The sequence below is a fragment of the Rhizobium sp. UFLA01-1127 genome (assembly GCF_059803845.1).
Genome location: NZ_JAUQTZ010000004.1, coordinates 14,472 through 27,509, shown reverse-complemented (window position 1 = coordinate 27,509; position 13,038 = coordinate 14,472). Strand labels below are relative to the sequence as shown.

Here is a 13,038-nt window from a genome sequence, read left to right as displayed (position 1 = left end):
CAACGATCGCAATGATTTGGGAGTATCGGCGTGAAGACGAAGAAACTGATCAATGAAGGTGCGGCCGCTGTCGACGAAATGCTGGCCGGCATTTTGGCAGCCCATCCGCGTCACCTGCGCGCTATTGACGGGTCGCCCCGCTCGATCGTGGCAAACCGTGGCCCGCGAACCGGCAAAGTGGGTCTGGTTATTGGCGGCGGCTCCGGGCACGAGCCGTCATTTCTCGGATTCGTCGGCAAGGGGCTCGCCGATGCCGCTGCGATCGGCAATGTCTTTGCCTCGCCGCCACCCGATCCGATCATCGAATGCGCCAAGGCAGTCGACGGCGGCACCGGCGTGCTGTTCATGTATGGCAATTATGCAGGCGACGTCATGAATTTCGACATGGCGGCGGAAATGCTTGCCATGGACGACATCGAGGTCCGTACCGTGCTGACGACGGATGACATCGCCTCTGCACCAGCCGATCAGAAGGAGCGCCGTCGCGGCGTTGCCGGCAACGTCTTCATTTTCAAGGCCGCTGGCGCCGCCTGCGACCTGATGTACGCTTTCGACGATGTCGAGCGTGTGGCGCGCTGGGCGAACGAGCGCACCTATACGATGGGTGTGGCGCTTTCCCCCTGCTCGCTGCCGCAGACACGCAAGCCGAATTTCGAAATCGGCGTCGACGAGATGGAAATCGGCATGGGTATCCATGGCGAACCGGGTGTCGCCCGCGGACCGATGCGATCGGCGGACGAGGTGACGAGCGAACTCGTCGGCAAGATCCTCGACGAAATGAAGCCGGCACCGGGTGACCGCGTTGCCGTGCTCGTCAATTCACTCGGCTCGACGCCGCTCATGGAGCTCTACATCATGATGCGCAAAGTCAAGTCGATGCTTGACGATGCAGGCGTCGACATTCACCTGTCGCTGGTCGGCAATTACTGCACGTCGCTGGAAATGGTCGGAGCCTCGATCACCCTCATGCATCTCGATGACGAATTGCAGCGGCTCATCGATCACCCCTGCGATTGCGCCATGTTCCGTTCCGGCGAGGCGCTGTCATGACCATGATCGGAACAGAAGAGCTGAAGTCGCTTTTCGCGCGGATCGCCGAGGCGATGGCCAGCGAGAAGGACCGTCTCTGCGAATTGGACGGCGTGATCGGCGATGCCGATCACGGCATCGCTATGGAGCTTGGCTTTGCCGCTGCAGCCAAAGCGGTTTTGGAGCTGGATTCATCGACATCAGATCCGACACTGGTCTTCAACACAGCGGCGAAGTCCTTCCTCAATGCGGTGGGCGCCTCATCCGGACCGCTCTATGCGACGGCGCTCATGCGTGCGGGTGCCGTCTCCAAGGGGAAGGCCTCGCTGAGCGACGACGATATGGTGGAGATATTTTCGGCCTTCGCCAAGGGCATTCAGGACAGGGGCAAGGCCGAGGTCGGTGAAAAGACCATGGTCGACGCCTGGGTGCCCGCCGCTGTCGCCTGCCGAGCCGCCCGAGATCAAGGCCTGCCGCTTGCCGAATGTCTGGCAGTAGGTCTCAAAGCGGGTGCGGCAGGCGCAGAAGCAACGAAAGACATGATTGCAGCAAAAGGCCGGTCATCGCGCCTCGGCGATCGTGCCTTGGGACACATGGATCCCGGCGCGGCTTCGGCCGTGCTCGTGATAAGCTGCTTTCGGGATCACTTTACGTGATACGGCTGATAAGCTCATCATACCAGTTGACATGTTGACGACGATTTGTCAAAACCGCCCTCAGCTTTGCTCAGAGGAGGACGGGAGATGGCTGGCAACTTCAAATATGCGCATTGGTTCGGCGCCGCCGCGATGGTGGTGGCTGCTTTTTCAGCAACCAATGTTGCCGCGGAAGATCTGACGCTGTGGACGCTGAACTTCGACAATGGCGCGGCAAACGGCGCGCTGAAGAAGGTGACAAAGGACTTCGAAGCCGCCAATCCCGGCACCCATGTCGAAATCGTTCAGCGCGGCGTCGATGAACACAAGACCGCACTTCGCGTTGCCGCTGGCTCCAGCAAAGGGCCGGATATCTATTTCAGCTGGGCTGGGCTCGGCCTTGGTGGCGAATATGTGAAGGCTGGTCTCTCGCTGCCGCTCGACAAGTACTACACCCAGTACAAGTGGAACGACGAACTGCTTCCGTCGGCCGCCGCTTTTGCCGATCTCTATCCGGGCGGCAAGCATGGCGTTCCCTTCACCTTCAAAGGGGAAGCGATCTATTATAACAAGAAGCTCTTCCAGAAGGCCGGCATCACCCAGGAGCCGAAGACCTACGACGAGCTGCTCGCAGATGCAGAAAAACTCAAGGCGGCCGGCATTCCGGCTTTCACCTTCGGCGGTTCGGTCAACTGGCACGTCATGCGCCTGATGGACGTGCTGCTCGAAACCAAGTGCGGCGCCGACAAGCATGATGCGCTGATGGCCATGAAGGCCGACTGGACCAAGGAACCCTGCGCGACCGAAGCCTTTACCGAATTTGCCAAGTGGACGAAGGATTATACGCTGAAGCCCTTCATGGGCATCAGCAACCAGCAGTCCTATACGCTGTTCGTCGCCGGCCGCGCCGCGATGATGCTCGAAGGCGACTGGCTGGTCAGCCAGCTGAGCGGCAGCAAGGTCAATCTCGACGATTACGGAGTCGTGCCGTTCCCGACGAACACCAACCGCCTCTACGGTTTTGCTGAGTACAACTACATCAGCACCAAGAGCAAGAATCCGGATCTTGCTGCGAAGTTCCTCGACTACTTCCTGTCGACCAAGATGCAGCAGGATCTTGTCGGCCAAATCAGCTCGATCTCCGTCAACAAGAACGTCCAGTACACCGACCAGAAACCGCTCGAGGCGAAATGGCTTGAGATCTTCAAAAACTACAGCAAGGTCTACATGAATGGTGACCAGGCGTTTCCGCTTGACGTGACCACCGAATATTTCCGGGTCATCAACGATGTTGCCTCCGGCAACATCCAGCCGGCAGACGCTGCAAAGCAGCTGCAGACATTCATCTCCGGTCGTAGCTGATCCCCTGATGGAGGCCGCCGCGCTCATCGCAAATTGCGATGGGCGGCCTCCCTCGTCTGTATGCCCACGCGCCAGCTGCCGCCGGGAGCAATTAGAATGTCATTCCGCAATCGAACCCATGATCCCCGCATTCAGGCAGCGATCCTGCTTGCGCCGGCCATGCTGATCTACGCGATTTTCGCGCTCTATCCGATGCTGAACGTAGTGGTGCTGAGCTTCCAGAAATGGAACGGCCTCGACCCGCAGCGCCCCTTTGTCGGTCTGGCGAACTATCAATACATCTTCACGCAGGATCCGGTCTTTTGGGTCGCCTTCCGCAACACGGTGATCTGGACAATCATGTGCGTGATCTTTCCGCCCATGGTCGGCCTGCTGCTGGCGCTGAGCCTCAATCAGAAGCTCTTTGCCCGCAACACTTTTCGCGCCATCTTCTATCTGCCTGTCATTATCGCCCCGATCGCGGTCGCGACCATGTGGAAGTGGATGTATGATCCGTTCTTCGGTCTCTTCACCGAAATTCTGACCTCGATGGGCCTGCAAGATTGGATTCAGGACTGGCTCGGCGACAAGGATATCGCGCTCTACTCCGTCTTCGTCGCCTTCCTCTGGCAATCCGTCGGCTTCTCCATGGTCCTGTTCCTTGCGGGCCTGCAGAATGTCTCGCAGACGCTGGTCGAAGCTGCCCGCATCGATGGCGCCGGGCGCTGGAACATCTTCCGCTACGTGACCTTGCCTGCGTTGCGCACGACGCTGACCATCGTGCTGGTTCTCTCGCTCATCTCGTCGCTCAAGGCCTTCGATATCGTCTACGGCCTGACGGGCGGCGGACCGGCTCAATCCACGCAGATGCTGGCGCTCTGGGCCTTCACGCAGGCCATGCAGATCTTCGATTTCGGCCGTGGCGCGGCGATCTCTGTTGTGCTGCTGCTGATCACCATCATCGTCGTCATCCCCTACCTGCGCTGGACGCAAAAGCATGAGGAGGCCGAACAATGACGGCGGCATCGGCCACATCCATGTCGGATGGCTTCGAGACAATCACGCCTGCGAAGCGGAAGCGGGATCCTGTTTTGATCGGCCTGTGGATCGCGCTGCTGGTGGTGGCCGCGATCTGGCTTGCCCCTTTCGTCTTTATCGTCTTCACCTCGCTGAAAACGCAGGCAGACGTGACATCGACCGGCGCCTTCATGCCGCCGCTCGATCCGGCCTTCGAAAATTATTCGAGCGCCTGGGGGCGCGGCAATTTCGCCAATGCCTTCCTAAACAGCACCATCATCACTGTGATCAAGGTGCCGCTCGGTCTCATCCTCTCGGCGATGGCCGCCTATGCACTCGCCAAGATCCGGCTGCGGTTCAGCAAGTTGCTGCTACTCCTCGTCGTTTTCGGCACGATGATCCCCTTTCAGGTCATGCTGGCGCCGCTGTTTACGCTGGTCAATTCGCTCGGGCTGATCGACACGTATCCCGGCGTGATCCTGCCTTACATCGCCTTCGGCGTGCCCTATCAGGTCTTCATCCTTCACGGCTTCTTCAAGGGCATTCCGAAGGAATTGTCGGAGGCGGCCCTCATCGACGGCGCAAGCCATTTCACCATCTTCCGCCGAATTTTCCTGCCGGTCTGCCTGCCTGTCCTTGCGGCACTGCTGATCCTGGATTTCGTCTCGACGTGGAACGAGTTCGCGATGGCGCTCGTGCTGCTGCAGGACCAGCACATGTGGACGCTGCCGCTCGGGCTCATGTCCTTCCAGGGCCAGTTTTCCAATGATTACGGGCAGTTGAATGCCGCAATCGTCATGACGGTGCTACCGGCCACCATCGTTTATCTGATCTTCCAGCGCTACTTCGTCTCTGGCCTCACCTCCGGTGCGGTCAAGGGCTGAGCGATCGCGCCAGCCACACATCTTCCGAGGAGAACATCATGTCCAACGCGTCCGTCGAAAAATGGGGGCTGTTCGAAGCGGCCTTCAACGGCCCTTCCGGCGGCAATCCCTATCTCGATGTGGCATTCGATGCCGTTTTCAGCCAGAACAGCCGCGAGATCCGCGTGCCCGGTTTCTACGATGGCGACGGCGTCTATCGCGTTCGCTTCATGCCGGACAACGAAGGCGAATGGTCGTTCCGCACGCGCTCGAAGACATCGGAACTGGATGGCAAGACCGGTTCTTTCGTCGCGACCAGGCCATCCGAGGGCAACCACGGCCCCGTGCATGTCCATAACAAATTCCATTTCGCCTATGCCGACGGCAAGCCTTTTCTGTCGTTCGGCACCACCTGCTATGCCTGGACGCACCAGCCGCTCGACATGCAGGCCCAGACGCTCGAGACGCTGAAAAAATCCCGCTTCAACAAGATCCGTATGGGCGTCTTTCCGAAGGACTATCCCTATAACGTCAACGAGCCGCTCCATGCCTGCTTTGAAAAGGGCGCCGACGGCAAGGAGGACTTCGACAGGCCGAACCCGGTTCTCTTCCGCCATTTCGAAAGCCAAGTCGCTGCCCTCTGCGATCTCGGCATCGAAGCCGACATCATCATATTCCACCCATATGACCGCTGGGGCTATGCCGACATGTCGGCCGAGCAGGATTTCCGCTATGTCGCCTATCTCGCGGCACGCCTAGCCGCCTATCGCAATGTCTGGTGGGCGCTTGCGAATGAATATGATTTCCTCCTCGACACCAAGCCGCTGCAGCAGTGGGACCGCTATTTCCACATTCTCGAAGAGAACGATCCCTACGGCCATCTGAAGTCCATCCACAATGGCGAGCCGACGATGAACTTCGATCATCGCAAGCCGTGGGTGACCCATACCTGCATTCAGAACTGGGACGTGAAGCGCACGCAGGAATGGCGCGAAGCCTATGGCAAGCCAGTCGTCAACGACGAACCGGAATATGAAGGCAATATCATCCAGTCCTGGGGCAACCTGACGGCGCAAGAGCTGGTGCATCGCTTCTGGATCACGGTGACGCGCGGCGGCTATGCCGGCCATGGCGAAACCTATTCGCATCCTGAGGACCTCATCTGGTGGGCAAAGGGCGGAGAATTACGCGGCGAAGCCTGGAAGCGCATCGGCTTCCTGCGCGATCTCCTGGAGCAGGATGTGGTCAACGGCCTCGAGCCGATGGCCTCCTTCGGCGAATGGCCCTGGACCCGCGTTTCCGGCGCACGCGACGGCGATGTCAGTTACATCTATCTCGGCGAACACCAACCCGTCATTTGGTCCACCGGCCTGCCGAAGGACGGAACCGATTATGACGTCGATATCATCGACACGTGGGAGATGACGATCACGCCCGCCAAGAAAGTCGAAGCGCCGATCCCGCATCCGACCCGCCACGGCGCCATCGTTCGAGGCGGCAAGGCAGATGCTGCCTTCGGCGTGGACCTGCCGGGCAAGCCATACCAGGCGCTTCGCATCCGCAAGAAGCACTGATCGATCCAAAGGGAAAGAATGTCATGTCCGGATTGACCATCAAGAACGTCAGGAAGTCCTACGGCGCGGTAAACATCATCCATGGCGTCGACGTGGAAATCGCGGACGGCGAATTCGTCATTCTCGTCGGCCCCTCGGGCTGCGGCAAGTCCACACTGCTGCGTATGATCGCAGGGCTTGAGGATATTACCGGCGGCGAGATCTCGATCGGCGGGCGAATCGTCAATAACTTGCCGCCGAAGGATCGTGACATCGCCATGGTGTTCCAGAACTATGCGCTCTATCCGCAGATGACGGTGGCGCAGAATATGGGCTTTGCGCTGCAGCTGGCCGGCGCAAAGCGCGCCGAGATCGATGAGAAGGTCGGCGAAGCCGCCAAGATACTGGGGCTGCAGCCGTTGCTCGATCGCAAGCCCGCCCAGCTTTCCGGCGGCCAGCGTCAGCGCGTCGCCATGGGCCGCGCCATCGTGCGCGATCCCAAGGTCTTCCTCTTCGACGAGCCGCTGTCCAACCTCGACGCCAAGCTGCGCGTGAAGATGCGGGCCGAAATCAAGGCTCTGCATCAGCGTTTGAAGACAACGATCGTCTATGTGACCCACGATCAGATCGAAGCCATGACCATGGCCGACAAGATCGTCGTCTTGCAGGGCGGAAAGGTGGAGCAGGTCGGTTCACCCTTGGAACTCTATGATCGGCCAAGAAACGTCTTCGTCGCCGGCTTCCTCGGTTCGCCGGCCATGAATTTCCTTGAGGGCGAGGTCATGGGCGGAGCTTCTTCGGCCCTCGTGCTGCCGACCGGCACCCGCATCGAACTTGAAAACGCCCCGGCTCATTCGGAGGGCCGGGAGGTCATCCTTGGCATACGACCGGAAGATCTTTCCTTTGCTTCGGAAGGCGGTGTTACGGCGACCGTCACCGTTGTCGAACCAACTGGCTCGGAAACGCATGTCGCCCTCGATCTCGAAGGCAAGGAACTGACCTGGGTGATGCGGGAACGCGTCGAGCTTGTGCCGGGCCAGAAGATTCAAGTGTCGCTCAAGACTCCGAACCTGCACTTCTTCGACAAGGCCAGCCAGCAACGGCTCTGAAAAGCCATGGTGCCGGCTGCTCAAGTCAGCCGGCGGCCGCCCGCTTTTGCGTTCCATTCATGACCGAAAATACGCGCTTGACGAAGGCGTCGCCATCGAATTGCCGGGCAGCGCCCTCGGTTATATGATCCGGGCGATCGAATATGAAAGTTTCGATATTGACGACCGGCAGGTTCAGGCGATCGCGCACCTCTCCGATCATTGCGGTATGCGTCACCACAAGTTGGCAGCCATTCGGCTCCAACCATTGCTGAAGCCCGGCCGCCGGTATTGCCGATATCGTCAATCCCTGCTGCGACAGGACCGCACCGATGCGGGATGCGACCTGCTGGTTGTCCAGACAGATCAACACATCGGTCTGTGAATGGGACGGCACAGGGTTAGCCAGCATCAGCGACCTCACGTTTAAACACCAGCCGAATATAGCAATTCGCGGCGTAACGGGGTGTTATGAGTTGTTACATTTTGTTGCAGAACGGTGGCCGCTTCAATGAGCCTCGCTTCATCAACTAATGCTGCTATTATGCTTTAGAAATGGGCTGTAGTATGTTGATATTATGGCAGACCTCGTTCATCAGAGAAAGATCTGCCAACTGAATCAGCTGACGAAACGCTCCGGCCGGAAGGAAGCCAATAGTGGATGACGCCTGCCGGTGGCGATCTCGTGGGCAAGCAGTTCGCCGGCGATCAGGCCGAGCGTTGCGCCGCTATGGCTGAAGGCGACGAAATAGCCCGGGATCGCCTGCAATTCACCGAATACCGGTTCGCCGTCGCCCGGAATAGGCTTTGGGCCGACGCCGTAATCGGCAATTTCGAGCTTCGGATTCCCTTCGAGCACCTTTGAGGCTTCGAGCAGCAAGCCTTCCAGCGTCGAGGGCTTGATCTCGTAACTTCCGTCCGCCTTCTTGATCACCTCTTCTTCCGACCAGGCCGAATCCAGCGCAAAGGCGCCGTCGGGTGTCGGACGAATGGCAACGCGCGGCGTGTTGAGCACAGCTTTCAGCGGGTGCTTGATCGGCTTCGTACGAACGAGAAGCGCGATCGGCGTATCGTCGCCGATATGCTGACCGGCCAGCGCAACGATCGCCGGCACCTCACCGCCGGCCGCCAGCAGCACGGCATCCGCGGCCCAATCGGCACCGTCCGCGGTCGTAACGCCGCTGGCGCGGCCACCCTGCACATTCACGGTTGCCCGGCCCGCATCAGTGATGATTTCGCCGCCCAAGGCCCGGAACTCTTCGGCAAGAACGCCGATCAAGGAAGGCAGATCGACCCAGCCCTCCCCCGGATTGAAGATCGCTCCCTGCCTGGTCACCGAACGGGCATCAACGCCCGGCGTCGTCTTGGCAATCTGATCGGGCGCCAGCAACTGCGCATCATAGCCGAGGTCATGCTCATAATCGAAAACGGCAACAATGTCGTTATCGGCATCATCGGCATCCCAGGTCAGGCCGCCATCGAAGCGCAGCCAGGTCGCATCCGGATATTTGACGGAAAGTGTGCGATAGCGGTCGATCCCGGCCAGGCGTAGCCGATGATAGGCATCGGACCGGCGCCGTGCCGAATTGAGCCAGGCGAGCGAGCGGCCGGATGCGCCGTTTGCCAAAGCACCGTCATTGATCAGCGTCGTTTGAACGCCGAGCCGCGCCAGATGAACGGCCGTGGAAACGCCGAAGATACCGCCGCCGACGACAACGACCTTCGAAGGACGAGTGGAAGCATGCATGTTGGGAAACCTTGTCAGTTTGAATGTTGCGATCGAAAGGCCGTCGGAAGTCTCGCCGGCCCTGTTTGTCAGAGAACCTCTGCGAGGAAGCGCTTCAGGCGGTCACTTTGAGGATTGTCGAAAATCTGTTGCGGCGGCCCGGCTTCGACGATGCGACCTTCATCCATGAACACGACCTGGTCGGCCACCTTGCGGGCAAACCCCATTTCGTGCGTGACGACCGCCATGGTCATGCCCTGGCGTCCGAGATTGGCCATCAAATCGAGGACACCCTTCACCAGCTCGGGATCGAGTGCACTCGTGACTTCGTCGAAAAGGACGACCTCCGGCTCCATGGCAAGGGCGCGGGCGATGGCAACGCGCTGCTGCTGGCCGCCGGAAAGGCCGGCAGGCCGATGATCCTTGCGTCCGGCCAGCCCCACCTCGGCAAGGCGGATCTCGGCAATCCGGCGAGCCTCGCCTTTCGGCATCTTCTTGATTTTCGTCAGCGACAGCATGACGTTTTCAAGCGCTGTATGATCCGGAAAGAGATTGAAATGCTGAAAGACCATGCCTACGCGCCGGCGCAGACTTTCCGGCTTCATGGACAGAATGCTTTCGCCGTCGAGCTGGATATCGCCGCGCTTTGGCTCCACCAGGCGGTTTAGGCATCTGAGCAGCGTCGACTTTCCCGATCCCGATGGGCCGATAATGCAGGTCACGGTGCCCTTTTCTATATCGAGATCAATGCCTTTCAGCACCTCAAGGTCGCCGTAAGACATGCTGAGATCGCGGATTTGAACGGCCCCGCCCTTGAAGCGCAAAGCATCTGGAACCTGAGCGTTCGAAGCCGCCTCGAGTTCACCGACCTCGACAAGGCCGCTTGTCGCACCGGAACTGCGGCCCTGGCGCCCAAGACGCAGACGTGCATCGATATAGTTGACAAGATGCGTCAGTGGAACGGTGATGACGAGATAGAAGATCCCTGCCAGCAGCAAGGGTGAGAGATTGCCGGTGACGACGGCCTGATCCTGGCCGACTCGAAAAATCTCGCGCTCCGAAGCCAGCAGTCCCAAAAAATAGACAAGGCTCGAATCCTTGACGTTGCCGATGAATTGATTGACGAGGGCCGGCAGGACGCGCCGCACGCCCTGAGGGATGATGATCAGCCGCATCCCCTGCCCGTAACTCATGCTGAGCGCACGGCAGGCCTCCATCTGCCCACGTTCGACGCTTTGAATACCGGATCGAAAGATCTCACCGATATAGGCGCCGGCGATCAGGCTGAGCGCGATGATCCCCAGCGGAAAGGGCGACGGACCGAAGATCTCGCGGCCGATGCGGGCAAAGCCCTGGCCGATGATCAGGATCGTCACGATCGCCGGGAGGCCGCGAAATATATCGGTATAGATGCGCGCCGGTAGGCGCAGCCAGCGCGATTGCGAAATACCCATCACGGCCAGCACCATGCCGATCACAACGCCGAGCACGGTGGAGGCGGCGGCCAGGATGAGCGTGTTCTTCAGTCCGACCGTGATCATGCTCGGCAGGACGTCTGCCATCGCATTCCAGTCAAGAAAGCTGCGACGGAGGTTTTCAAACCAATCCATTCAATTCCCCATGAAGTTCGCGAGGCAGGTCAATGCCGCCGTCCGGCACGCCCGGACGGTGGCGCGGCCTTACTTCTTGGGAAGATATTGATCGGGCATCGGCGAGCCAGGGAACCACTTCTCGTAGAGCGTCTTCCAGGTGCCGTCCTGCATCGCCTCATGCAGCGCCTTGTTGAGCGCCAAGCGGAAAGCATCATTGCCCTTGCGGACGACGAAACCTGCCGGTGCATCGAAGGACGGGATGTTCACCGCAATTTTCAGCGCGGGGTAGCGCTCGCCATATTGCTTGGCGGCTTCGTAGTCGAGGAAATGTGCATCGACCGTGCCGTTGTTCAGCGCCGCCACGGCGGAATTGTTGTCGGGGAACTTGACCAGATCCGTGCCGGCAAAATTCTTCGTCGCGTAGACTTCCTGCAGCGTGCCCTGCACGACGCCGAGACGCTTGCCCTTGAGGCCGCTTGCATCCTTGATCGAGGCATCCGACGTCAGGACAGAAAGGTAGCCGGCGAGATAGCCGTCAGAGAAATCGACTGACTTCTTACGTGCCTCGGTGGTTCCGATCGCCGCCACGGCAACGTCGAAGCGCTGATTGGCAACCGATGGCAGCAGGGCGGAAAATTCCTGGCCAGTGAAGGTCACCTTGTCCTTCGGAAAGCCCATGCGGGAAACGACATTCTCGAAGAGTTCGATATCGAAGCCGGTGAACCGCCCGTCAGCCGTCGTGAAAGTGTAGGGCTTGGCGTCGCCCATCGTACCGACGCTGATGACGTTTGGATCGATCAGATTGTAGGGATTGTCGGCAGCAATCGCCGGACCGACGCTTGCCGCGACGAGATAGGCCAGCGCGCCGGCGCGCAACGGCGCGGCAATGGCCGCGAATATAGCAGATGGTTTCATGTTCGTTCTCCGCTCTGAAGGATGCTCTTCTTGGCATTCGTGCATGCGCGTCCGCCTCTCCACCCATACATTGGCAAGAGATTATCTGGACAAGAGACCGGTATCATATATAAAGAGACCGGTCTCATTGCTATTTGTTAACTTGAGATTGACCGCCCGTCAACAACTCTTGTAGTCGTCATTGAATGGAAGAACCCCTCACCTCGAAACGCCCCGTAACCGTTGCCGATGTTGCAAGAGCTGCGAATGTCTCAAAGGCAACTGCAGCACGGGTGCTCGGCGGCTATGGCGTCGTCAGCGACAGGGTTCGCGAGCAGGTGCTTGCCGCCGCAACAGCGCTCGACTATCGCCCGAACGAACTGGCACGCAGCATGACGACCGGCAAATCCGGAATCATCGGGGTTATAGTCGGCGATATCGAGAATGCTTTCTTCAGTCTCGCCGTCAGAGGGATCAGCGATGTCGCACGCATAGCCGGTTTCAACGTCATCATCGCCAATTCCGGCGAGGAGTTCGAGGCGGAGAAATCAGCGGTCGACCTGCTCATTGGCAAGCGTGTCGATGGATTGATCGTGACACCGGCACGATGTGACCGGATGGTGCATCTTCAGGATATACGCCGCGTCGGCGTGCCGCTCGTTCTGTTTGACAGGAGCATTTCGGAACTGGGCGTCGATGCGGTCACCGGTGATGATTTTGATGCAGCCATGATCGCCACCCGCCATCTTTTCGACATGGGGCATCGGCGGATCGCCTATATATCGGCCATGGATGCCAAGAGTGAGTTCCTTGGCGATATCAGCAGCATTTCCAATTCCGCGGTGCGCGAACGCATGGAGGGAGTGCTGAAACAGCAGGCTGACGCCGGCATTAAGACGGCTCAACATTATGTGAGGCTTGGCGCAACCAATCAGCCAAGGACTGACTCCGTCGTCAAAAGCTTGCTGCAGGACATGGCGCCGCCGACCGCCCTCATCACATCCGACAGCCTCGTCGGCCTTAGAGTCTTCAAGAGCTTGCAGGCACTGGGATTGTCCATACCGCACGATATTTCGATGATTTCCTTTCTGGACGCCGACTGGACCACCGTCACGACGCCCCCGATCACCGTCATCGACCAGCCGGTCTATGAAATGGGCAAGAAGGCGGCCGAGAGGCTGATCTCAAGGCTGAACGGCAAGGATCTGCCCGTGGAACGGATAGCGATCAAGGCGGGGCTGATCCAGCGCGGATCGGTCGGCGCGCCGCCTCATGGCGAGAAATAGCGGCTTCGTAATGT

At 59.3% G+C, this 13,038-nt stretch carries 12 protein-coding genes; 8 read left to right on the top strand and 4 right to left on the bottom strand.

Annotated features, from left to right (window positions below; all coding sequences use genetic code 11):
- Positions 1-30: 30 nt before the first annotated feature.
- The 7 genes from Q4Q11_RS01810 (at position 31) to Q4Q11_RS01780 (ending at position 7,547) form a co-directional block, all read left to right on the top strand.
- A complete protein-coding gene (locus Q4Q11_RS01810; RefSeq protein WP_498568401.1) occupies positions 31-1,050 on the top strand; it encodes a dihydroxyacetone kinase subunit DhaK in 1,020 nt (339 codons plus the stop codon).
- The gene (gene dhaL / locus Q4Q11_RS01805) at positions 1,047-1,685 is read left to right on the top strand and encodes a dihydroxyacetone kinase subunit DhaL (protein ID WP_113215759.1); all 639 of its coding nucleotides are present in this window, start codon (positions 1,047-1,049) and stop codon (positions 1,683-1,685) included. The genes Q4Q11_RS01810 and dhaL overlap by 4 nt, the downstream gene beginning before the upstream one ends.
- Positions 1,686-1,772: 87 nt before the next feature.
- Positions 1,773-3,026: an ABC transporter substrate-binding protein gene (locus Q4Q11_RS01800; protein ID WP_498568400.1), complete on the top strand. Its 1,254-nt coding sequence runs from the start codon at positions 1,773-1,775 to the stop codon at positions 3,024-3,026.
- Between the two features lie 96 nt (positions 3,027-3,122).
- Positions 3,123-4,022: a carbohydrate ABC transporter permease gene (locus Q4Q11_RS01795; RefSeq protein WP_498568399.1), complete on the top strand. Its 900-nt coding sequence runs from the start codon at positions 3,123-3,125 to the stop codon at positions 4,020-4,022.
- Positions 4,019-4,906, top strand: coding sequence for a carbohydrate ABC transporter permease (locus tag Q4Q11_RS01790; protein ID WP_112504146.1), 888 nt, complete (start codon positions 4,019-4,021; stop codon positions 4,904-4,906). The genes Q4Q11_RS01795 and Q4Q11_RS01790 overlap by 4 nt, the downstream gene beginning before the upstream one ends.
- 38 nt (positions 4,907-4,944) lie before the next feature.
- Positions 4,945-6,459, top strand: coding sequence for a DUF5060 domain-containing protein (locus tag Q4Q11_RS01785; protein WP_498568398.1), 1,515 nt, complete (start codon positions 4,945-4,947; stop codon positions 6,457-6,459).
- A gap of 23 nt (positions 6,460-6,482) precedes the next feature.
- Positions 6,483-7,547, top strand: a complete 1,065-nt coding sequence (locus Q4Q11_RS01780; protein ID WP_498568397.1) for an ABC transporter ATP-binding protein — start codon at positions 6,483-6,485, stop codon at positions 7,545-7,547.
- Positions 7,548-7,572: 25 nt separating this feature from the next.
- Here Q4Q11_RS01780 and Q4Q11_RS01775 read toward each other — a convergent pair whose 3' ends face one another.
- From Q4Q11_RS01775 to Q4Q11_RS01760, 4 genes are all read right to left on the bottom strand, one after another.
- Positions 7,573-7,938, bottom strand: a complete 366-nt coding sequence (locus Q4Q11_RS01775) for a hypothetical protein (RefSeq protein WP_498568396.1) — start codon at positions 7,936-7,938, stop codon at positions 7,573-7,575.
- 207 nt (positions 7,939-8,145) lie between these two features.
- Positions 8,146-9,273, bottom strand: a complete 1,128-nt coding sequence (locus Q4Q11_RS01770) for an NAD(P)/FAD-dependent oxidoreductase (RefSeq protein ID WP_498568395.1) — start codon at positions 9,271-9,273, stop codon at positions 8,146-8,148.
- Between the two features lie 68 nt (positions 9,274-9,341).
- The gene (locus Q4Q11_RS01765; protein WP_498568394.1) at positions 9,342-10,862 is read right to left on the bottom strand and encodes an amino acid ABC transporter permease/ATP-binding protein; all 1,521 of its coding nucleotides are present in this window, start codon (positions 10,860-10,862) and stop codon (positions 9,342-9,344) included.
- A 69-nt stretch (positions 10,863-10,931) separates the two neighbouring features.
- Positions 10,932-11,759 (bottom strand): ABC transporter substrate-binding protein, encoded by an 828-nt coding sequence (locus Q4Q11_RS01760; RefSeq protein ID WP_498568393.1) that lies wholly within the window; start codon positions 11,757-11,759, stop codon positions 10,932-10,934.
- 185 nt (positions 11,760-11,944) lie between these two features.
- Between Q4Q11_RS01760 and Q4Q11_RS01755 the strand changes: the two genes are divergently transcribed.
- Complete coding sequence (locus Q4Q11_RS01755) at positions 11,945-13,024, top strand: LacI family DNA-binding transcriptional regulator (RefSeq protein WP_498568392.1); 1,080 nt, start codon at positions 11,945-11,947, stop codon at positions 13,022-13,024.
- Positions 13,025-13,038: the final 14 nt, after the last annotated feature.